Here is a 20,963-nt window from a genome sequence, read left to right on the forward strand (position 1 = left end):
ACAGTAGGTTATTAATAACTCCTAAAAGCCGATGGAACTAAAGCCTTAATTTTTCCACGCAGATAACTTGCACCTAAATAAATACAAGTTAAGGAGTTAACCAAAAACTTTAGCCAAAATCTCATTTGGTATTACAAAGGTTATACATTAGTTTAATGATGCGGAGCAATACTAAAAAGCAGTAGCGTTAAAAGTTAAATAACTTACCGATGCTGTCTCGGTGAACAGCCAATAACGCGTTTAAAAGCTTTACCAAATGCACTTTCGGACTCATAGCCGAGGGACGTGGCGATGCGCGGGATTGAATCTGCTGAGTTTTTTAATCGATCGCAGGCCAGCAGCATCCGCCAGTGGGTCAGGTACTCAATCGGCGCGCTGCCGACGATGTCTTTAAAATGCTTAGCGAAAGCTGAGCGAGACATGCCGACGTGTGCTGCAAGACTCTCTAAAGTCCAGCGATGCTCCGGGTTGTTATGCATACAGGCCAGCGCGGTGCTTAACTGTTTGTCCGCCAAAGCAAAAAGCCAGCCAACGCCGCTATTTTTTCCGTCGTGCAGATGAAGCCGAAGAGCCTGGATCAGCATCATATACGCCAGCTGCTGGGTGATCAGGCTGCCGCCCGGCTGGGGTTCGCGCACCTCCAGCGCCATTCGCTCCAGCGACCAACGCATGGCCGCTTTATCGGCTTCCTGCTGAATATGCACCACGGGCGGCAAGGAGCCGAGTAGCAAATCAGCATGAAGCCCGGTCAACACAAAGTGGCCGCCGACCAGAAAACACGCCTCCGTCCCACCCCCCAGCACGTTTAGGCCTAAAAGCCGCGCCTCGCGCAGAATAGCGAAGTCTATCGGCGCGGCTTGCAGATCCGTTGCGATAACAAAAGGCGCTCCCGGCGGCAGGAGGTAACAGTCTCCCGCATTCAGCTCTATCGGCCCCTCAGCGCCTTCGACGGATAACCAACATTGCCCAGACACCACGGCGTAACACTTAATACCAGCATGTTCGGGCCATTGAATTGCCATCTCGCGACCTATCGCCACGCCCCCCGAGGCATAGCTCTGGGGCTTGAGCAAGGAGAGCAGTTCTGACAAAGGATCCACATTAAGCTCCACGGCATTGGACGATGGGACGATAAATAGCGACTTTCCAGCATAGATCGTTCAGCGAGCAGAATCTAGAGTAAAGGCCACGGGACGCTGAAGTCCTGACCCAACCAGAGGCGAATTCACCATGCGTATTTTTCTCACCGGCGCGACCGGATTTATTGGCACCGCTGTCACCCGCGAACTTATCGCCGCGGGCCACCAGGTACTTGGATTAACCCGCAGCGAGCAGGGCGCGCACCACTTGGCGGCCTCGGGGGCGGAAGCACATTATGGCGACGTTAACGATCTAGACAGTTTGCGTCGCGGCATTAGTCAGGCCGATGGCGTGATCCACACCGCGTTCAATCACGATTTCTCGACGTTTTTAGCCAACTGTGAAAGTGACCGTCAGGTGATAGAAGCCATGGGCCGAGAATTGGCGGGGTCATCTCGCCCGCTGATTATCACCTCGGGTGTCGCGCTGGGCGCACTTCAACCCAATACGCTGGCTAGCGAGGACAACTTCAATCCTGATCACGCCAACCCGCGTAAAGCCTCAGAGCTGGGTGGCATCAAGGCCGCCGAGCAGGGCGCCAGCGTCTCGGTGGTGCGACTGTCGCAGGTTCATGACCCTATCAAGCAGGGTTTAATCACCCCGCTGGTTGAACTGGCTTTGCAGAAGGGCGTTTCGGCCTATGTCGAAGAAGGGCAAAACTGCTGGTCCGCTGTGCATATCAGCGATGCGGCGCGGCTCTATGTGTTGGCGCTGGAGAAAAACGCCACCAATAGCCGTTATAACGCCGTGGCCGAGCCTGCTATCCCAATGAAAACCCTCGCCGAGACACTGGGCCGGGTGCTGAATTTGCCGGTGAAACGCCTGGCTACGCACGAGGCGGCCGAGCATTTCGGCTGGATGAATATCTTTGTCACCCACGATATGTCTGCCTCCAGCGACCTCACCCAGCAGCGTTTAGGCTGGAAACCGACGGGCCCGTCATTGATAGCCGACCTTGAGCAAATGCCTATCAAGTAACCTTGTCAGCGGCTTCCGGCGTGGGGGGCGGCTCGTCGGGTGGCGAGGAAAATCAGCGGAACTGCAATCAGGTAAATCGCCACCACAGACAGCCAGACCGCGCCGGGCCAGTGGTGCTGCACGGCAAAATAGAAGGTAGAGAAAAAGAGTGGCGCGACAATAGATGCCAAACTCACCGCCGACATCAATACCCCCTGAAATTGCCCCTGCAGGTCGGCCTCCACCTGCCGTGTCGCCAGCGCCTGAAGGGCCGGGGTGCCCATACTGCCCAACGCGAACAGCGGCATAATGGCGAACACCATCCAGCCTTGTTGAGCCAAGGCCAGCCCGACCAATGCAAGACAGGCGCAGCCAATTCCCAGCAATGTCGCGCCGCGCTCGCCAAAAAACCTGGCGGCGGGGCCGGGCAGAAAAGTCTGTACCAGCGTTTGGCACAGGCCAAAGGCTCCCAGAGATAAGCCAATCCACAAGCCGTTCCAGTGAAAAGCGTCGTGTCCCCACAGCGCCCAACAGATGCCGTAAGCCTCGCCGGTGGCACTCAAAATAAAGAAAGTCATCACAATCGGCATCAGGCCCTTCATCGACCAAACCCAGCGCAGCGGGCGTAATGGATTAAGCAGCGCGAGATTGATTTTCCCCACACTGGCTTTGCGCGACTCCGGCAAAACCCACAGCGCCAGTAGGAAGTTGGCAGCGTTAAGCGCGGCGGCGGCCATAAACGGCAGCTGCACGCGGATATCGCCCAAAACCCCGCCGATAACCGGGCCGATAATAAAACCCAGCCCAAACATGGCATTGAACAGACCAAAGCGTCGGGCGCGGGTTTCCGGCGGCGAGATATCCGTGATGTAGGCCATGGCCACTGAGACATTGGCGCTGGTCATCCCGGCAATGGCTCGGCCAATCAGCAGCCAAACAAGGGAGGAAGAGAATGCCAGCAGCAGATAATTCAGCGCGGCACCGGCGAGGGAGAGCAACAGCACCGGCCTGCGCCCAAGGCGATCGCTCAGCGCACCCAGCACCGGCGCAAAAACAAACTGCATCACGGCATAAAGCGCGGTCAGGATGCCAATATAGAAGGCAACATTGTCGCTATGGGTAACCTGTTTGAGTAAGGAGGGCAGAATAGGAAAAATCAGGCCGATGCCCACGGCATCAAGTGCAATAGCAGTGTAAATAACAATAAGTGATTTATTCATAACGCGTTCCTGTCGACATTCAGATTCAGCCTTCATAAAGCTGAGTCCATTGACCTGCCTGACCGGGAGTCAGACCTTAGAACGCTGGCCGAGGAGTGCGTTGGATCACTCTCGACGTATGTGTCGGCACCGAAGCGCCGATTTTTCGCGAGGAGGGAGTTATAGCATGGCTCTGCGCGGGTTGCATCACCTCTGTACCTGTACGCGCTCTATTGCAGCCATGAATATTTAACAGCCATGGCCACAACGCCAAGTTAAGATTTTTGACACCCGCTCACCTGCGGGTAATTGCGGCACACCAGCATCAATTCGCCTTTTGGCTCGAAGCCTTTATCCAGCATACATTGCTGGATGCCCGCGGCTTTGCGCAGCGTTGGCACATTGGGGACTGAGCCTAAAGGGTGCGGATATCCGCATTGATACATCACCGACTCGGCCAGCTTGTCATTCTCATTCTGCTCGTCGAAGTGCTTCGACGCCCCGGCCTTGCGCCAGGTGATAAAGGAAGACTTTACTTCGGCGTAATCAGGCCTCATTGGGTGGAAGCCTCTGTCAGCCACAAAAGGCAGAGCGTCGAGCTGGCTCTGGCTGAGAGGCTTTCCCTGCTCCTGCTCACGGCAGGCTTGGGTATCGTGGTAAACGCGGACACTACAAATTTTGAATCCGTCTTTGCGGGTAAACCCTTGATTTTCCATGCACTGATAATAAAGCACTGACTCATTGTCGGTCTTGGGAATGTCGGAACCAGGCAGCTTAACGCCACATTGCCCCATCGCAACGCGCACGCCGTCAATATCCGTATTTGGGCGCTGCCACTGGGTCAGGTCGGGTGCTGGAGGGCATCCCGTTAACAATAGAACGGACACGGCCAGCAGAGGTAAGGTCAACAGAGTCGATTTGCGGAACATTGAAATCCCTTATTTATTATTGTGTAAGGCTGCGCCCATACTGCCCGTATTCCCGTTCTGCAACAATCTTGTTCTCCGAAGAAGTTTCTATGAAATAAAAATTTAACCTCGCCCGGATTGACTGCCACTGCAAACGTAATATTATAAGTTACATGAAAAGAGACAGTAAATTATCCGGCATCTTGCACGTCTTGCTGCACATGGCCGAACAGAATACGCCCGTCACCTCTGAGTTGCTGGCACAAATGATGGGCACCCATCCGGTGGTGATCCGCCGCACCATGGCGGGGCTGCGCGAACGCGGCTATGTCAGCTCGGTGAAAGGGCACGGCGGCGGTTGGACCTTAACCTGCGACCTCAACCAGATCACCTTGGCGGAAATCTGGCGCGCGGTGGGTGAGCCCGCGCTTATCGCCTTAACCCATCGCCACGAATCCCCCGGCTGTCTGGTCGAGCAGGTGGTCAATCAGGCATTAGATACCGCCAGCCGCGAGGCCGAAGCCTTGCTGATCGCCCGGCTGGGTGAAGTCACGCTGGCCGAGCTTTCCAAAGATTTTCATCAGCACTTCGCCGCGCATCGGTCAGCCACGCACGCCTGCCAACCCAAGGATCCCGCATGAACAACACCAATGACATCTTCAACGGCGAATTCTCACGCCAGTACGACGCCTATAATGAAAGCCTGAATGAGATTGCCAATAACCTGCATATGTTGATTGCCGTGTTGCTGCGCGACCTGCCGAAAAAGGCGCGAATTCTCTGCGTGGGAGTAGGGACGGGGTCTGAAATCACCCGGCTCGCCAAGCAGCATGCGGGTTGGCACTTCACCGGCGTCGATCCTTCCCCAGATATGCTGGCAGTCTGCCAAGAGAAGTTGCAGCGCGAAGAGCTGAGTGAAAGATGCACTCTGATCGAAGGTTATCTGGGCGACGTGCCGGTGAGCGGCGACTATGACGTTGCGCTGTGTCTGCTGGTCGCCCACTTTATTCAGGACGCCGATCGTTTGGGTATTTACCAGCAGATAAATGACCAACTGGCGGCGGGCGGGCGAATGATCTGCGCCGAAATCGCCGGAGATATGGCATCTGAAGGCTTTGACGCCCAGCTCATTAGCTGGGCAGCCATGCACTCTGTAGCCAGCAAAACCGAGCGCGACCCGCTGGAAATCAGAAACCAGCTTAGCCAACGACTGTTGTTACTGGCCCCGGAGCAAACCGAGCGCCTTATTAGCCAATCAGGCTTTGAACTGCCGCAGCGCTTCTTCCAATCCTTGCTGATCCACGGCTGGATGGCGAAGAAACCCCTGAGATAGCATTTTTCGTCAAACGCCGACTGTGAACGAACATTCTCAAAACTTGAACAGGCGTCCAGCTTTTGGCATGATGCTTGCCCCACCGAGTTTTAAAACGGGTAATTTCTTGGTTTATCTCTGTAAACAGGACAGGCAGGCCGCCATTTTGCAGGCCGCCGCACGCGTGGCGTTGGATGAAGGATTAGCCGCCACCACGGTGAGACGCGTAGCGTGTGAAGCGAGCACCGCCTCAGGTCAGGTGCATCACCACTTCTCCAGCGCGGCATCCCTGCGGGCAGAAGCCTATGCGCTGGTGATGCGTGAACTGCAATGGGATCTGGAAGCCACCAGCTGTCACCTGCCTGCGCTGGAACGGCTACAGCTCTATCTCATTGATGCGAAACATGAAAGATACCTACAGGCCATCCGCCTGTGGCGCGAAGCCATGCTGTTGAGCGAACAAGATGAACTGATGAAAGCCGCCTTCGCCGGTTCACTCTACGACTGGCATCGGCTAGTCACTAATGTCATCCATTCCGGGCTACAAAACGGTCAATTCACGGCGACGGATGACGCGCAGGACATTGCCTGGCGGCTAATTGGCTTAGCCAGCAGCTTCGACGGTATGTCGCGCCTCGAGTCGCTGGGTTTAACGCGGGAAAAAGTGGCTTACAACTTAAACCGCGCGATTGAAAAAGAGTTGTTTTTACCTTCTAGCACCCATTGATTGATGACGATTATAGAGTCGATTTCCGGCGCGAAAAGCCTGGGATCCACGTTAAACATCAGGACAGTTCGGAGCGCAATTTGTACAACATCGAAAAACCTGATTTCCACGACCAGCTGATCAAAGAGCTGCTGTACTGGATTGAAGTGAATCTGAATGACCGTCTGACCATGGAGAGAGCCTCGAAGAAAACGGGCTACTCGCCGTGGTATCTGCAACGCCTGTTTAAAAGCAAAACGGGCTATGCCTTGGGGAAATACATCCGCGATCGCCGTTTGACCATGGCGGCCATTGCTCTGCGTCTGACCAATATGCCGATTCTGGATATCTCGCTCTACTACTCTTATGACTCGCAGCAGACCTTCACTCGCTCTTTTAAGAAGAACTTTGCCGAGACGCCCGCCGTGTTTCGCCGCAACGCCGAGTGGAATATGGGCGGCATTACCGCGCCGCTGCTGATCGACGAATTTCCTGCGCCGAGCTATGAAATTATCGAGCTGCCGGAGATGTCATTTGTCGGCAAAACCCAGCGCCACAGCTATCCGATTGAAGCGTTATTCAATCCAAAAAACCATGTGCACCGCGACGCCATGCATCACTACCTGAAAGATCCGACCTGCCTCGACCGTGCGGCTTGGGGTTTGGCGGATTGCCGGGCCAGTGACGAAGTGGAATCGGTGATGGGCATGGACATGCTCTACACCGTGGCGCGCCAACTCGGCGAAGAGAGTCGAGAGGGGGATTGCGATGAGCTAGTGGAACAGATAGTGATCCCGGCGGGTCGCTATTTGAAATTCGACTACACCCACGAGTTGGATCGCCTTAACGATTTCATTCTATATATGTATTCGGTGTTTTTACCGACGCAAGATTTGCAGTTCCGCCTCGGGCATGATTTGGAAAAGTACACCCGCACCGCCAGCGAAAATGGCATTACCTGCGAATATTACATTCCTATTGCCTAGGTTATCCCGTCGAAACGCTCTCAGCAGGGGCCGTCACTGGCCCCGCTGACGCTCGCGGTATTCGCGCGGCGAACAGAGCATCACTCGCTTAAACGCATTACTGAAAGCACTGTCCGACTCATATCCCAGCGACTGCGCCACGGCAGAAACTGTCACATCGCTGGCGGCCAGGCGCCGACTCGCCAACTGCATCCGCCAGCGCAGTAAATATTCTAAAGGCCCAAAGCCGACTTTCTGTTTGAAATTCAAGGCGAAGGTTGAACGGGAAACCCCGGCCACCTCGGCCAACTGCTGCACGCTCCAGCGTTTTTCCGGTTCAGCATGCATAGCCTCCAGCGCGGCGTTGACTCTTGAATCGGAAAGGGCAAACAGCCAGCCCGCCGGGCTGTCCTGCTCCCTTCCCAGATACTGGCGCAGCACCTGAATCAACATGATATTGCCCAACTGCTGGGCCATCATCGCACCACCGGGGGACGGGCTGGATACCTCTTGCGCCAACAGTTCAAGAGCCCAGCGCAACACCGGCGCCGAATCCGTGCTGGCATTGACTACCGCCACCGAAGGCAGGCTGTCGAGCAATAAACGGGCTTCCTGACCGTAATTAAAACGCCCGCCAATCATAAAAAAGTCCTGCTCAGCGCCGTAGTGCAACATGCCTTTGACCGACTGGCGAAACAGCGCCACTGCATCTGCGGTTTTCATCCCTAAGGCGCTGGTCAGCGTGAAGGCTCTCGGGCGGGTCAGAATGAAGCAATCCCCCGGCTGTAGCTGAATAGGGGCGGATTCTCCTTCCACTGTTAGCCAACAACTGCCTTCGACCACGGCATTGAATTTGATGTTTTCGGGAGGCGGGAAATGCATCCCCCAATCACCGCCGGTGCGCAGCCCGACCACATAAGCTTTGTCGGCACTGAGTTGGGAAAGTACGTCTGAAAGTGGGTCCATGGGTCGACTCCGCGAAGTGCCGTAATGGCGTCATAATGCACGGAAGATATCAGCTATACTCGCCGCACGGATAACCTTTTCATGGCTTATTCCTCCATCCTTTGTTCCCACCACACAGGCGCACTGCATGATAGAGAAGATCTTAAGCACCATGCTGTTAGACTCTACTAACCCTAAAATTCAAACGATTCAGACTGGTCATCGCCTGAATCTGGCGGAGTTCTGGGCCATCAAACCGAATGAGCGAATCCTTGAGATTGGCTGCGGGCAGGGCGACACCACCGCCGTGCTAGCGGAGTTGGTGGGCGAAGACGGGCAGGTAGTGGCGCTGGATATCGCCAGCGGCGACTACGGCAGCCCTTACACCCTCGCACAGTCTCTCGACAAGCTCACTTCCTCGCCGGTGGGCAGCCGAATCAGCGTGCATCTCGAGACGGACTTCCTGTCAGACGCCGTTGAATTTCCACCTAAGTACTTTGATAAAGTCATTGTGGCGCACTCCTCTTGGTATTTCGAAAACCTCGACGTGCTGGCGCGCATCATTGAAAAAGCCCGCCGCGTCGCCAAGCGGTTCTGCTACGCCGAGTGGGATACGCGCGTCACCGACGTCAACCAGATGGCTCACCTTTACGCAGTGCACATTCAGAACCAGTACAACCTGTTTGCCCACCACGACGACTGTAATATTCGCACGCTGATCACCCGCGACGACCTTGCCGCGATGATGGCCGCACGGGGCATTAAGCAGCAGTCGGAGCAAGTCTTTGAGCAGCACCAACTGCAAGACGGTCAGTGGGAAGTGAGCCACGTGCTGCGCCACCTCCAGCAGGTGATCGCCAACAGCGCAGAGCTGAACGCCAAGACCAAAGCCTTCTTCCAAAGCCAAATCGCCGAGTTGAAGCACTACGCCGACCGCGGCGTCGCGCCGTTAAATGCGCATGCGTCGGTGTGGGATTTGGGGGAGCTGAGTAAAGCCAATAATCAGCAAACCTTAGAAGCTATTCATGACTTAGAAAATGATGTGGAAACAACGCGTGTGGACAGCATTGCTGCGCTGAAGCATGACCTAAAATGGTGACGATGCGGAATAGTGAGTGTAGTGGTGGTTAATCAGACGATCTCGACAGTATTCGGGACGTTAATGCATTCCTAGTCTGAGCAATATCCAGCATGATGGGTTGTCGGCTAACCGATGACCCCGGGGTTGTCTTGCGATTCAACCACATTGGAACTGACTCTATGACCACTCAACAACAACCACTGCATTCTGGATTCGACAAAAACTCTACCGCCAGCGAGGTGCTGGGCCAACGCAGCCTCACTGGCATAAATGCGATTGTGACTGGCGGCTATTCTGGTATTGGGCTGGAAACGGTGCGCGTTCTGGCCGAGGCCGGGGCGCAGGTCCGCGTTCCCACCCGTGATGTGGAAAAGGCTAAAGAGGCGCTAAAAGGCATTCCCAATGTTGAAACGGACTTCTTAGACCTGATGGACCCCGCGTCTATTGACGCTTTCGCCGAGCGTTTCCTCGCAACGGGCCGCCCACTGCATATTCTGATTAACAGCGCGGGGGTGATGGCACCGCCGCTGCATCGTGACGCACGGGGCAACGAGTGGCAGTTTTCCACCAACCATCTCGGCCACTATCAACTCACCGCGCGCCTGCTGCCCGCGTTGAAAAATGCCAACGGCGCGCGCGTGGTCTGCGTCTCTTCACGCGGCCATCGCTTTGCTGGGGTGGATTTCGCCGATCCTAACTTCAATCAGCGCCCGTATGACAAATGGCTGGCCTACGGCCAGTCGAAAACCGCCAACGTACTCTTTGCCTTACAGCTGGATAAGCTCGGCGAGGCGCATAATATCCGCGCATTTTCCCTGCACCCGGGCGCGATTTTTACCGCGTTAACCCGCCATATGGAAAAGAGCGATTATCAACGCGTCGGCGCACTCAATGAGAATGGTGAGGTAAAAACTACTGAAGAGGCGGGATTCAAAACCGTTGAGCAGGGCGCTGCAACCTCGGTGTGGTGCGCCACCCATCCAAGTTTGGCGGGCAAAGGCGGTGTTTACTGTGACGATGCAGACATTGCTCCACTGGCCGCCGAGGACGGCGCAGAAATCGGCGTAAGCTCATGGGCCATCGACCCCGAGGCGGCCAAACGGCTGTGGCAGCTGAGTGAGAAACTCACCGGCGTGCGCTACGTCTGGTAAATCCGGGCAAAAAAATGCCGCACGCCATTTCTGGAATGCGGCATTTTTAATTCCGTCATCACTGTTCTGCAACATTAGCCATAGGCCGCTTTATGATTGATGTGATAGAAGGTCGCGGTGGCGGCCATGACGTGTTGATCTTCCTTACCCGGTTTGTGCGATTCCACATTAGTAATGTGATAACCGACAGCACCCGCGTCTAACGCCTTTTTAACAAATGCGCTATTCAGCTCTTCCATGGACGTTGCCCAAGAAACCGTTGCTACGCCGACGGCCTGCAAGGACGCGACTTCACGATGCGATAATCCTGTGCGAACTAAAACAGGCGTAACCGTCTTGGGGTTAAATATGGATATAATATCATTCACTAAATCTTTCATGGACTTACCCCTCATCAGGTTAGGTTCTACATCGGTTAGTCAGAGCATGTCGTCAATAAACAGAGGTTGATGGCCACTCTGATTTATTCACCGGCACCGTTCCAATAGACACCCATTTTTGTTTAGATCTTTAGCTTTAATTGCTAATTAGTTGTTAAGAAAACTCCCGCCACAATTCACGTCATCTTCAACGAAGATATTTTCAGTTGGTTACAGGTCAGGGGTGGTTGAAATGTGCCAACTGGCGGCTATTTCACCGTCGCCAGTTGGCGAACTTCAGCCTCCGGCTTTGCGGCAAATTGGTTTTCCGGCTCACGCAGGCCCAAATTCTCGCGCAGCGTCTCTCCTTCATACTCCGTGCGGTATAAGCCTCGCTGCTGCAAGAGTGGGATCACCTGCTCGACAAAATCGTCGAAAGCCGTTGGCGTGCCGCCGCGAACGATAAACCCGTCCGTCGCGCCGCTGGTAAACCAGTGTTGCAGACCATCGGCCACGTCGCTGGCGCTGCCAATAAAGGTCGGACGCGGGGTGGCGGCTTCCAAAGCCACCTGACGCAGCGTCAATCCGCGCGCTTTGGCGTCACGCTTGATAGAGTCCGTGGTGCTGCGGAAGCTGTTTTGGCCCAAATCACCAATGTCCGGGAAAGGCTCATCCAACGGATGTTGGCTAAAATCATAATGCTCGAAGTAGCGCCCTAGGTACTCCAGCGCCTTATCGGCGGTGACTAGCTGGGCCGTTTGCTGATATTTCTGCTCGGCGTCGGTGACGCTGTCACCAATAATCACGCTGATGCCTTGGAAGATACGGATATCATCGGCGTCACGGCCGTTTTCAACCAGCTGGCGTTTGACGTCCTGATAGAATTCGCGGGCCAGCTCCGGCGTGGCCTGACGGGTATAAATCGCGTCGGCGGCCTCGGCGGCAAAGGCTTTGCCCTGCTCGGAGGCTCCGGCCTGAAACACCACCGGCTGGCCCTGCGGCGAGCGCCCGACGTTGAGCGGCCCCTGCACCGAGAAGTATTTCCCTTGATGGTTCAAGGTGTGTAGCTTCTCCGGCGCAAAGAATTGCCCCTTGGCCTTGTCGCGCACGAAAGCATCGCCTTCCCAAGAATCCCACAAACCTTTGACCACGCTGACATATTCACTGGCGATGCGATAACGCTCGTCGTGCTCCGGGTGCTTATCCCGCGAGAAGTTCTTGGCCGAGCCTTCCAGTGGCGAAGTCACCACATTCCAGCCCGCGCGGCCGCCGCTGAGGTGATCCAGACTAGCGAACTGCCGCGCCACGGTAAAAGGCTCGCTGTAAGAAGTAGAAAGCGTCGCCACCAGACCAATCTTATGCGTCACCAGCGCCAGCGCGGACAGCAGGGTGATAGGCTCAAAACGGTTGAGGAAGTGCGGGATCGACTTCTCATTGATATACAGCCCATCGGCGACAAACAGAAAATCAAATTTCCCTTGTTCGGCCTTTTGCGCTAGCTGCTGGCAGAACTGGATATTGATGCTGGCGTCAGCCACCGCGTCCGGGTGGCGCCACGCGGACATATTCCCTGACGCGCCCTGAATGATCGCCCCCAAACGTAACTGTCTCTTGTTGCTCATGACGCTTTCCTCAATATTGGGTTGATGTTGTTCGAGCTAGGCCGCCTGACCGGGCAGCGCGGCCAGCAGTTGTTGAGTCCAGCGGTGCTGCGGATGGTTGAACACCCGAGTCACATCGCCACTTTCGACAACCGCGCCATCTTTCATCACCAGCACGCGGTCGGCGAGATGGTGAATGACGCCAAGGTCGTGTGAAATAAACAGCAGCGCGGTGTGATGCTCCGCCTGCATATCGGCCAGCAGATCCAGCACCTGCGCCTGCACGGAAACGTCGAGCGCGCTGACCGGCTCATCGGCCACCAGCAAGGCAGGGTTTGGCGCGAAGGCGCGAGCAATGGCCACGCGCTGACGCTGCCCGCCGGAGAGTTCACGCGGGTAACGCTGGAGAAAATGCTCGCCGAGGCGCACTTCATCCAAAAGCTGTAACACGCGCTGGCGGCGGGCCGCGCCGAAAATGCCCGCTGCGTCGAGGCTCTCGCCGATGATTTTCTCCACGGTATAGCGCGGGTCGAAGGAGCTGAGCGGGTCCTGCGCAATCAGCTGAATTCGGCTGCGGCGCAGGCGTCGTTCAGCCTCAGCCACGTGGCTCCACGGTTGCGCTTCAATCTGGATCAGGCCGCTGTCCGGTTCGGTCAGCCCCAGCACCATGCGCGCGACGGTGGTTTTACCCGAGCCAGACTCGCCGACGATGCCCAGCGTTTCTCCTGCCGAAAGCTGGAAACTGACATCGCGCACCACCTGATGCTCGCCGTAATATTTATTCAAGTGCTGGGCCAGCAGCAGCGGCTCACCGGCGGCAATTTGGCGCTGGGGAAGGGGCACCGGCGTGGGGGATGAGAGGCGAAAACCTTTAGTTTCGGGCGTCGGCGCGGCGCGCAGCAGCTGGCGAGTCCACTCGTGGACCGGAGCATTAAGCACTTGCCAGGTCGCGCCTTGCTCGACCACTTCACCATCCTTCATCACTATCACTACGTCAGCCAGTTGGCCGACAACGGACAGGTCGTGGCTAATCAGCAGCAGCGCCTGCCCGTCGTCGCGGCGGCGCTGAAGGAGGTCGAGGATCTGCTTTTGCACCGTCATATCCAGCGCGGTGGTTGGCTCATCGGCAATCAGCAGCTCGGGTTTCCCAGCCAATGCCGTGGCGATCAGCGCGCGCTGGCGTAATCCGCCTGAGAGCTGATGCGGGTAGAGGCTCAGGCGGCGCTGCGCCTCCGGCATGCCCACCGACGCCAGCAGTTGCAGACTCTGCTTGCGCAGGTCGATTTTGCCCTCGCTCGGATGCGCCAACAGGGCGTCGCCCAGTTGCTGGCTAATACGCCGTAAAGGGTCGAGAGAAACCAGCGCGTCTTGCAGCACATAGCCAATCTGCCTGCCGCGCACGCCGCGCCACTCGCGCTGGCTGGCACGCAGCATGTCGCGGCCATTAATCATAAAACGGTCCGCCGTCAGCTCGGCTTTTTCATCCTGTAGGCCAATCAGCGAGCGGGCGGTAACGGTTTTCCCCGAGCCGGATTCCCCCACCAGCGCCAAAGACTGCCCGCGCTGCAATTGCAGGTTTAACCCGCGCACCACCACTTTGCGGCCCTGCGGCGAGGGGAAGCTGACGGTCAAATTGCGAATATCAATAAAGAGTTCCTGACTCATGCCTGTCTCCCTTCGAAACGCGCCTGCCAGTGGCGGCCGACGGTGTTGACTGCCACCACGGTGAGGGTGATCGCCACGCCGGGCCAGACGCCAATCCACCAGGCATTGCGCAGGTAATTTCGCCCTTCGGCCAGCATCAATCCCCACTCGGCCGTTGGCGGCTGCGGCCCCATGCCGAGGAAACTTAGCCCGGCCGTGCCGATGATCGCCGTGCCTAAACCCAAGGTTGCCAGCACCGGCACGTGGGCGATGGCGTGGGGCAACACGTGCCGCCAGACCAGCGTGCGGCGAGTCAGGCCGAAGGTGCGCGCCTGCTCGACATAGCCCGAGGACATCACCACGAAGGTTTGTGCTCGCACCACGCGGGCAAAGCGCGGGATCGAAGCGACGCCTAAGGCAAAGATCAGATTGGTGGTGCCTGGGCCGGTGAAGGCAATCAGCATCAGCGCCAGCAGCAGGTCGGGGAAGGCGGAGATCACGTCCACCGCGCGGCTGATAAACTCATCCAGCGCGCCGCGCGCCAGCCCGGACAACAGCCCGAGCAGGCTGCCGACGGTGACCGCGACGGCCATCGCCGCGATACTGATTAGCATCGAATAGCGGCTGCCGTAGATAATGCGCGTCAACACGTCGCGCCCCAGTTGATCGGTGCCAAGCCAGTGGGCGGACGAAGGAGGCAGCTGGGCGTTGATCGGGTCAGCGCTCAGCGGATCGTATGGGCTAATAAGGGAAGGAAAAAGCACCGCCAGCAGTATTAAAATCAGGAACAGAGCTGCCACTGCTAATCCTGTTGAAGGCCAACTGCGGCGGCGCTGTAAGCTTAGGGAGAGGCTCATGACGCGCCTCCCTGTGAAGAGGGCTGGTCGCGCAGGCGCGGGTCAATCAGCAGGTAGAGAATATCCACCAGCGTGCTCATCACCACGTAAACCAGCGCCGAGAAAATAGCCACGGCGAGCACTACCGGCAGATCTTTGCCGAGCACGGCGTCCACCGTTACTTTGCCCAGCCCCGGGCGGCCAAACACCTGTTCGGTGATCACCGCGCCGCTGAGCAGCCCGCCAATCAGCCAGCCGGTGAGAGTGACGGCGGGCAGCGCGGCGTGACGCAACGCGTGGCGCAGGCGAATGGTCAAATTACCCAGCCCCCACGCCCGCAGCGTCAAGGCGAAAGGCTCGTTTAACGCGTCCTCCAGACCCCGGCGCAGCACCTGCGCGACCACCGCACCCTGCGCCAAGCCCAGCGACAGCGCCGGTAATACCAGTGCCGAGAAGTTGCGATCCCCGGCGACCGGGAACCAGCGCAGGGTAAAGCTGAAGATAAACAGCAGCACGATCCCCAGCCAGAAAGAGGGTGTCGAGGCCAGCAGCAGCTCGAAGAACCCGGCAATCCGGCGGCCAAGGCGGCGGTTAGCGGTGAGCACCGCCATCGCCACGGCGAAGGTCAGGCTGACCAGCAGCGCCGCGCCGGTCAGCTTCAACGTCGGCCAAAGCTGTGAAAGTACCAGTGAACTGACATCAATATTGAGCAGGTAAGAGCGGCCGAAATCGCCGTGCAGCACCCGCCACAGATAGTGGAGATATTGCAGCCACAGCGGCTGATCCAGCCCCCATTCGGCGCGAATCGCCGCCTCAATCGCTGGGGTACGTACCTGCTCGCCAATCAGCAGGCTGACAATATCCCCCGGCGCGAGATAGACGCTGATAAAGGACAAACTCACCGCCGCCCACAGCACCAGAACGCCGCTGCCAATGCGGCGTAGAATTCGCCACAACAGCGGCGCGCGCCATCTCGGCGGGCTGCGCCACCGGCGAGGCGTATCGAGTGAAGTTTCAACAGTCATCGGGCGGCTCCTTGGTTCACTTACAGTTCAGTTCGGCACGATTTAATGGTCGCTCAGCCAGACGTCATAGGCGTTTTCAGGCATCTGCTTGAAAGGTCTAAAGCTGACACCGTGGACGTAAGACGCGGCAGCAATCTGGTCTTCCGGCTCATAGAGCGGGATGGCGAAGGCCTGCTGCACGATGGCAAACTCCTGCAACTGGGCATAAAAGCCTTTGCGCTTGTCGTTATCGAGGGTTTGCGCCGCGCCGTGCAGCCAAGGGGCGATTTCTGGCGCATCGGTACGGCTATAGTTGATGGCACCGCCGCCTTTCACTGGCAGGTAGTGGTTTTCAATATCAATGCCGTCGGTGTCGGTGTTCGAGTTAGCAATCGAGCCAAACAGCCCGGTATTGCGCACATCGGTGTAGGTGCCGGAGTCGACATAACGAATCTTCAGTTCGATACCCAAACGCTGGCGAGCCTGCGCCTGTAGGGCTTGCAGCAGCACATCGCGCTGGTCGCGCACCGTGGCCTGCGCCTGAATGATCTCAATGCTCAGGCGTTTGCCGTCTTTGGTGCGAAAGCCCTCGCCGTCGCGGGTTTTCCAGCCCGCCTCATCCAACAGTGAATTGGCGAGTTGCGGGTTATTGCCATATTTGCCGTCGAGGCTGTTGTCATACAGCGGGTCTACTGGCGACGTGATGCCCCACACCCGCGTGCGCTCGCCGCGATAGATAGATTGCAAAATCGGCCCGACATCCAGCCCCTGCAACAGCGCCTGGCGTACCTTTACTTCCTGGGTTGGGCCGTAAGTCACGTTAAGAAACAAGGAGTAAGGCGTGCCGGTGTTCAGCGCATGTTGGTAGGTGAAGTCTGGGTTATCTTTGAATTCTCCGGCGTCATTGCCGGAAATCCCCTCAATCACGTCCACCTGACCAGAAAGCAGCGCGCCGGTGCGCACCGAGGATTCAGGCAGGAAGCGATAAGTCACGCTGTCGAGATAGGCCGGGCCTTGGTGCGCGGCATTGGCCGACGCCCAGTTGTAGGCCGGGTTTTTCACATACTCGACCTGCTGGCCTTTCTCATAACGTTTGAGGATAAACGGCCCGGTACCCGCTAAGTCCGGCCCACCGGCTTTAAGCTGCGGAGAGGACCACGAGGCCGGAGAGAGCAATTTCAGCCCGGCGGCGAAAGAGAGGAAGGGCGCGTACACCTGCTTAAGAGTGATCACCACCGTACTTTCATCCGGCATGGTGACGCTCTCGATACGGCTGGCAATGGCGCACAGGCTAGAACCGGCGCAGTACGCCGGGTCCTGCGCATGGCGGAAGTTCTCCGCCACGGCGCTGGCATCAAACTTTTTGCCGTCGGAGAAAGTGACGTCAGGGCGCAGGGTGAAAGTGTAGGTTTTGCCGTCGTCAGACAGGCTGTAGCCCTTGGCCAACCACGGAATATAGGAGCCGTCTGGCTTGCGAGCCAGCAGGGATTCATAGGCCACGCGCAGGATCAGTTCGGCTTTCGACTGGCCGTTAAGCTGCGGGTTGAAAGTATTGGGTTCGGTTTCTACGCCCCAGGTCAGAGAGCCGCCGCTGCGCGGTTTTTCATCGGCGGCAAAGGCAGAATAACTGACAGACAGCGCCATTAACGAAAGGGCGGTTAGCCCGATAGTGGGTTTAATCAGGTTCATTGTTTTCCCAGAGATCAATAAGTTAAAACGGCATTTAGACGAAAAGCTTGGCCTCGGGCACGGTGCGCACGAACTCTTTTTGCGCCTGCGCCTCATAGAGCGAGGTGTTGAGGATTTTGCGTAAGTACACCAGTTCCACCCCTAGCGGATTCACCGCCGTGTGGAAAGGCTCATAGCCGCGACGCTGATAGAGCGCCGTCAGCCAAGGGTGGCGAATGGCGGTCGCTAGGTAGACGGCGGGCACTTTGAGGGTGTCGCGCAGAAAAGTATTTTCGACATGCGTCATGATCTGGCCGCCATAGCCGTGGCCTTTAGCATTCTCATCCACCGCGAACCAGTGGACGAAAGGCCAGGGCGCGTACTCTTTCTTGCTGGTCGGCGTCCAAGGAAAGCGAGTGGTGAGGGTCGCCGTGATGCCTTGCTCGGTTTCCAGCACATAGGTGGTTTCATTGCGGATCACCTCACGCACGTCCTCCACGCTGGCGCGGGTAATGGTGAAGTGAATGTTCAATTTCAGCAGCGGCGAGTAAGCGCGTTGCAGCAGGCCATGCAGCTCGGCGGCCTCATCTTCTCGGGCCAGACGGATAAGTTGACTCATGTGTTGCCCCCCTAAGCCAGCGCCCGGCTCTCTGCGGCGAGCAGTTCGAGCGAGGCCAAACGCGCCTGTGGCTGAGCCAGCGGCGTGTCGATCACAAACTCTTCCACGCCATAGCGCGCCTGCAGCTCTTCGAGCTGATGGTGCACCTGCTCGGCGGTGCCGGTCAGAATCGACGAAACGCGCTCTTCAATCTTGTGCGAGGCGGCGGTGGACTGGCGAATGTAAGCCTCGGCCTGTGCCACGCTGCCCACGGTGACGCTCTGACCGTCGCTGCCAATCACCCGGAAAGCCTGCTTGTCTGCGGCCAGCTCTTCGGCTTTCGCTGCCGTCTCCGCCACAATCACCGACACGGCCAGCAGCGCGCGACGCCCCTGACTGTCATGGGTGTAAGCTGAGAGGGCGCGGCCGATTTCGGTCTGGTCACCATTTAAATGCGCGGCAAACACAAAGTTCCAGTTAAGGCTGGCCGCCAGACGGGCGCTCTGCTCACTGGCACCGAGCAGGAAGCGTCCGGCAGTCTGCGGCGGCAGCGGCGTGGCGAGCAGGATATCGCCCTGAGTGTCATTCGGCTTGGCATTTAGCCAGTCGTCGAGCAGGCGCAGCTGATCGGCAAAATCCCCTTTCAGGGCCGGATCCACGGCATATTGCAGCGCGCGCGTCGAGAGCGGCAATCCGCCCGGTGCTTTACCCACGCCTAAATCTACCCGGCCCGGCGCGAGGGAAGAGAGGACGTTGAAGTTTTCCGCCACTTTGTAAGGACTGTAGTGCTGCAACATCACGCCGCCCGAGCCGACGCGAATGCGCTGGGTGTGGGCGAGGATCCAGGCAATCACCACTTCCGGCGAGGAAATAGCCAGCTTGTCAGTGTTGTGATGCTCTGCCAGCCAGAAGCGGTGATAGCCCCAGCGCTCGGCCTTCTGCGCCAGTTCCAGCGTACGTTTCAGCGCACCGCTGGCACTTTCACCTTCATCGATTGGACTTTTTTCCAGCAGACTTAATCGGTAACCCATCTCGTTATTGTCCTTATGTTCCCTGACTACGGTATGGGTTCGATTATTAAAGGCAGGTTAGAAAGTTGTAAAACAACAATAGTTGCTATGAAGTTGCGCGAAATGAGATAGGGATGGCGAGGAAATAGAAGTAATTGCCCAATAACTTGGTTTAAGATGCCGCTTTCTGTTGTGCCAAGATAAGGATTATCATTAATGGCCACCATGCATAACCCACCGCATCCGGGGCTTCTTGTGAAAGAAACCATGGAAGAGTTAAACCTGAGTACCCGTGCCTTGGCGAAAGAGTTGGGGGTTGCGCCCTCGACGGTTCAGAGGATCGTTGCCGGGAAGTCCGATATTTCGCCTGAAATGGCCATTCGTCTCTCGGTAGTGATCGGCAGCTCTGAATATGTCTGGCTCGGCATGCAGAATGATTATGATCTGTGGCAGGCGAGGCAGGTGGTGGACGTTTCCCAACTGCACCGATTGCAAACGGCATAGCGATATAAATTGAAAGACAGAAGGGCTGCAAACCCGTCCCATAATTAGGTCCACCATGACACAACAAACCCCCAACCAAGATTTTGACCAGCGCTTCAACGCCTTGGTCGCGACTCTGACGCTCGCGCCCAACACGCCGGACAATCAGGTTATTGACCGCATTGCCCTGCATTTTCGCAAGCTGCTGAATTTCTTGACGCAAGACGCGACGCTGACCCAGCGGGAGTTTGGCGATAGCCAGAAAACCGCGCTGGTTGAGGCCATTAGCAGCCTGTTAGCCGGGTGCCAGCAGAGCGGGCTGTTTCGTCAAGACCTGTCGCCACGCTGGGTAGCGCGCTGCTTTGTCGGCATGCTGGATCAAATGAAAGAAGAGCCGGGCGACGCGGCGGCTCGCCACCAACAGAGCATCGGCTGCGCCAAAATCCTGTGTGAAGGGGTTTGGCCGGGCGCGGCGGACGCCAGACCTTAATCAGCGTAAAAAATGACATAAAAAAAGCCCGGTGATTGTTGCAATCACCGGGCTTTTTAATAGTTAAAACCTCAGCGAGTCAATGATTTGAACTGGCGGGTGGTTTCGGTCAGCGCCACCTCGGTCGGCAGGCGCTCCATTGAGCTGGCACCGTAGAAACCGTCAACCTGCGGGCAGTTCTGCATGATGTATTCTGCATCCTGTGGCGAAGAAATCGGTCCGCCGTGGCACAGCACAATCACGTCTTCGCGCACGCCTTTCGCCGCTTTGGCCCAGTCATTAATCAGCGGTACGCAATCTTCGAGTTTCAACGCGGTGCCCGCGCCGATATTGCCACCGGTGGTTAACCCCATGTGCGGCACGATGATATCAGCACCGGCTTCGGTCATGGCGATGGCGTCCGCCGCGCTAAATACGTAAGGCGTGGTCAGCATGTCTTTTTGGTGGGCGAGGCGGATCATGTCCACTTCCAGTCCGTATCCCATGCCGGTCTCTTCCAGGTTCGCGCGGAAGTTGCCGTCAATCAGGCCGACAGTGGGGAAATTTTGCACACCGGCAAAGCCAAGGGCTTTTAAATCATCGAGGAATTTGTCGAACTGGCAGAAGGGGTCTGTGCCGTTGACACCGGCCAGAACTGGCGTGTGTTTTACCACCGGGATCACTTCCTTCGCCATATCCACCACAATCTCGTTGGCGTTGCCATAGGCCAGTAAGCCTGCCAAAGAGCCGCGCCCGGCCATGCGATAACGCCCAGAGTTGTAGATCACAATCAAGTCAATGCCACCCGCTTCTTCGCATTTTGCCGAAAGGCCGGTTCCCGCGCCGCCGCCAATGATAGGTTCGCGACGTGCGATCATTTCGCGGAATTTTGCCAGTAGCGCCTGTCGTTCAAATTTAGCCATGATG

The 20,963-nt window shown here is 57.1% G+C and carries 22 protein-coding genes; 9 read left to right on the forward strand and 13 right to left on the reverse strand.

Annotated elements, in window-relative coordinates:
• Positions 1 to 203: 203 nt before the first annotated feature.
• The gene (locus ACT3RR_RS15980) at positions 204 to 1,100 is read right to left on the reverse strand and encodes an AraC family transcriptional regulator (protein WP_496200684.1); all 897 of its coding nucleotides are present in this window, start codon (positions 1,098 to 1,100) and stop codon (positions 204 to 206) included.
• Positions 1,101 to 1,230: 130 nt separating this feature from the next.
• Between ACT3RR_RS15980 and ACT3RR_RS15985 the strand changes: the two genes are divergently transcribed.
• Complete coding sequence (locus ACT3RR_RS15985) at positions 1,231 to 2,118, forward strand: SDR family oxidoreductase (protein WP_353504193.1); 888 nt, start codon at positions 1,231 to 1,233, stop codon at positions 2,116 to 2,118.
• A 5-nt stretch (positions 2,119 to 2,123) separates the two neighbouring features.
• Here the strand turns inward: ACT3RR_RS15985 and ACT3RR_RS15990 are convergent, their stop codons facing one another.
• Positions 2,124 to 3,353, reverse strand: coding sequence for a TCR/Tet family MFS transporter (locus tag ACT3RR_RS15990; RefSeq protein WP_496200685.1), 1,230 nt, complete (start codon positions 3,351 to 3,353; stop codon positions 2,124 to 2,126).
• Between the two features lie 218 nt (positions 3,354 to 3,571).
• Positions 3,572 to 4,225: a hypothetical protein gene (locus tag ACT3RR_RS15995; protein ID WP_496200686.1), complete on the reverse strand. Its 654-nt coding sequence runs from the start codon at positions 4,223 to 4,225 to the stop codon at positions 3,572 to 3,574.
• A gap of 152 nt (positions 4,226 to 4,377) precedes the next feature.
• On the opposite strand from ACT3RR_RS15995, the gene ACT3RR_RS16000 reads away from it, so the two are divergent.
• From ACT3RR_RS16000 to ACT3RR_RS16015, 4 genes are all read left to right on the forward strand, one after another.
• Complete coding sequence (locus ACT3RR_RS16000) at positions 4,378 to 4,845, forward strand: Rrf2 family transcriptional regulator (RefSeq protein ID WP_496200687.1); 468 nt, start codon at positions 4,378 to 4,380, stop codon at positions 4,843 to 4,845.
• Complete coding sequence (locus ACT3RR_RS16005) at positions 4,842 to 5,537, forward strand: class I SAM-dependent methyltransferase (protein WP_496200688.1); 696 nt, start codon at positions 4,842 to 4,844, stop codon at positions 5,535 to 5,537. Before ACT3RR_RS16000 ends, ACT3RR_RS16005 begins: the two co-directional genes overlap by 4 nt.
• Before the next feature lie 67 nt (positions 5,538 to 5,604).
• Complete coding sequence (locus tag ACT3RR_RS16010; RefSeq protein WP_353504188.1) at positions 5,605 to 6,243, forward strand: TetR family transcriptional regulator; 639 nt, start codon at positions 5,605 to 5,607, stop codon at positions 6,241 to 6,243.
• An 80-nt stretch (positions 6,244 to 6,323) separates the two neighbouring features.
• Positions 6,324 to 7,208, forward strand: coding sequence for a helix-turn-helix domain-containing protein (locus tag ACT3RR_RS16015; protein WP_353504187.1), 885 nt, complete (start codon positions 6,324 to 6,326; stop codon positions 7,206 to 7,208).
• Between the two features lie 33 nt (positions 7,209 to 7,241).
• On the opposite strand, the gene ACT3RR_RS16020 is transcribed toward ACT3RR_RS16015, so the two are convergent.
• On the reverse strand, positions 7,242 to 8,153 hold the full coding sequence (locus ACT3RR_RS16020) for a cupin domain-containing protein (RefSeq protein ID WP_496200689.1): 912 nt from the start codon (positions 8,151 to 8,153) through the stop codon (positions 7,242 to 7,244).
• Positions 8,154 to 8,280: 127 nt separating this feature from the next.
• Between ACT3RR_RS16020 and ACT3RR_RS16025 the strand changes: the two genes are divergently transcribed.
• A complete protein-coding gene (locus ACT3RR_RS16025) occupies positions 8,281 to 9,231 on the forward strand; it encodes a class I SAM-dependent methyltransferase (RefSeq protein ID WP_496200690.1) in 951 nt (316 codons plus the stop codon).
• Between the two features lie 161 nt (positions 9,232 to 9,392).
• Positions 9,393 to 10,364, forward strand: coding sequence for an oxidoreductase (locus ACT3RR_RS16030; protein WP_496200691.1), 972 nt, complete (start codon positions 9,393 to 9,395; stop codon positions 10,362 to 10,364).
• Between the two features lie 74 nt (positions 10,365 to 10,438).
• On the opposite strand, the gene ACT3RR_RS16035 is transcribed toward ACT3RR_RS16030, so the two are convergent.
• The 8 genes from ACT3RR_RS16035 to ACT3RR_RS16070 all read right to left on the reverse strand — a co-directional run bounded on the left by ACT3RR_RS16035 (position 10,439) and on the right by ACT3RR_RS16070 (position 19,105).
• A complete protein-coding gene (locus tag ACT3RR_RS16035) occupies positions 10,439 to 10,744 on the reverse strand; it encodes a YdgH/BhsA/McbA family protein (RefSeq protein WP_353504183.1) in 306 nt (101 codons plus the stop codon).
• A 248-nt stretch (positions 10,745 to 10,992) separates the two neighbouring features.
• A complete protein-coding gene (locus ACT3RR_RS16040) occupies positions 10,993 to 12,345 on the reverse strand; it encodes an LLM class flavin-dependent oxidoreductase (RefSeq protein ID WP_496200692.1) in 1,353 nt (450 codons plus the stop codon).
• A 36-nt stretch (positions 12,346 to 12,381) separates the two neighbouring features.
• The gene (locus tag ACT3RR_RS16045; RefSeq protein WP_496200693.1) at positions 12,382 to 13,989 is read right to left on the reverse strand and encodes a dipeptide ABC transporter ATP-binding protein; all 1,608 of its coding nucleotides are present in this window, start codon (positions 13,987 to 13,989) and stop codon (positions 12,382 to 12,384) included.
• Positions 13,986 to 14,825 (reverse strand): ABC transporter permease, encoded by an 840-nt coding sequence (locus ACT3RR_RS16050; protein WP_496200694.1) that lies wholly within the window; start codon positions 14,823 to 14,825, stop codon positions 13,986 to 13,988. Before ACT3RR_RS16050 ends, ACT3RR_RS16045 begins: the two co-directional genes overlap by 4 nt.
• On the reverse strand, positions 14,822 to 15,829 hold the full coding sequence (locus ACT3RR_RS16055) for an ABC transporter permease (protein ID WP_496200695.1): 1,008 nt from the start codon (positions 15,827 to 15,829) through the stop codon (positions 14,822 to 14,824). The genes ACT3RR_RS16050 and ACT3RR_RS16055 overlap by 4 nt, the downstream gene beginning before the upstream one ends.
• A 42-nt stretch (positions 15,830 to 15,871) precedes the next feature.
• Positions 15,872 to 17,452, reverse strand: coding sequence for an ABC transporter substrate-binding protein (locus tag ACT3RR_RS16060; RefSeq protein WP_496200788.1), 1,581 nt, complete (start codon positions 17,450 to 17,452; stop codon positions 15,872 to 15,874).
• A gap of 79 nt (positions 17,453 to 17,531) precedes the next feature.
• Positions 17,532 to 18,095, reverse strand: coding sequence for a GNAT family N-acetyltransferase (locus ACT3RR_RS16065; protein ID WP_396132102.1), 564 nt, complete (start codon positions 18,093 to 18,095; stop codon positions 17,532 to 17,534).
• 11 nt (positions 18,096 to 18,106) lie between these two features.
• Positions 18,107 to 19,105, reverse strand: coding sequence for an LLM class flavin-dependent oxidoreductase (locus ACT3RR_RS16070; RefSeq protein ID WP_496200696.1), 999 nt, complete (start codon positions 19,103 to 19,105; stop codon positions 18,107 to 18,109).
• A gap of 195 nt (positions 19,106 to 19,300) precedes the next feature.
• Here ACT3RR_RS16070 and ACT3RR_RS16075 point away from each other — a divergent pair, with 195 nt between their 5' ends.
• Both ACT3RR_RS16075 and ACT3RR_RS16080 read left to right on the forward strand, forming a co-directional pair.
• Positions 19,301 to 19,588, forward strand: a complete 288-nt coding sequence (locus tag ACT3RR_RS16075) for a HigA family addiction module antitoxin (RefSeq protein WP_154147329.1) — start codon at positions 19,301 to 19,303, stop codon at positions 19,586 to 19,588.
• A 55-nt stretch (positions 19,589 to 19,643) separates the two neighbouring features.
• The gene (locus ACT3RR_RS16080; RefSeq protein ID WP_496200697.1) at positions 19,644 to 20,057 is read left to right on the forward strand and encodes a hypothetical protein; all 414 of its coding nucleotides are present in this window, start codon (positions 19,644 to 19,646) and stop codon (positions 20,055 to 20,057) included.
• A 71-nt stretch (positions 20,058 to 20,128) separates the two neighbouring features.
• Here ACT3RR_RS16080 and ACT3RR_RS16085 read toward each other — a convergent pair whose 3' ends face one another.
• Complete coding sequence (locus ACT3RR_RS16085; protein ID WP_353504174.1) at positions 20,129 to 20,959, reverse strand: phosphoenolpyruvate hydrolase family protein; 831 nt, start codon at positions 20,957 to 20,959, stop codon at positions 20,129 to 20,131.
• Positions 20,960 to 20,963 lie beyond the last annotated feature (4 nt).

It is taken from the genome of Ewingella sp. AOP8-B2-18 (genome assembly GCF_052376015.1).
Classification (GTDB): Bacteria; Pseudomonadota; Gammaproteobacteria; order Enterobacterales; family Enterobacteriaceae; genus Ewingella; species Ewingella allii.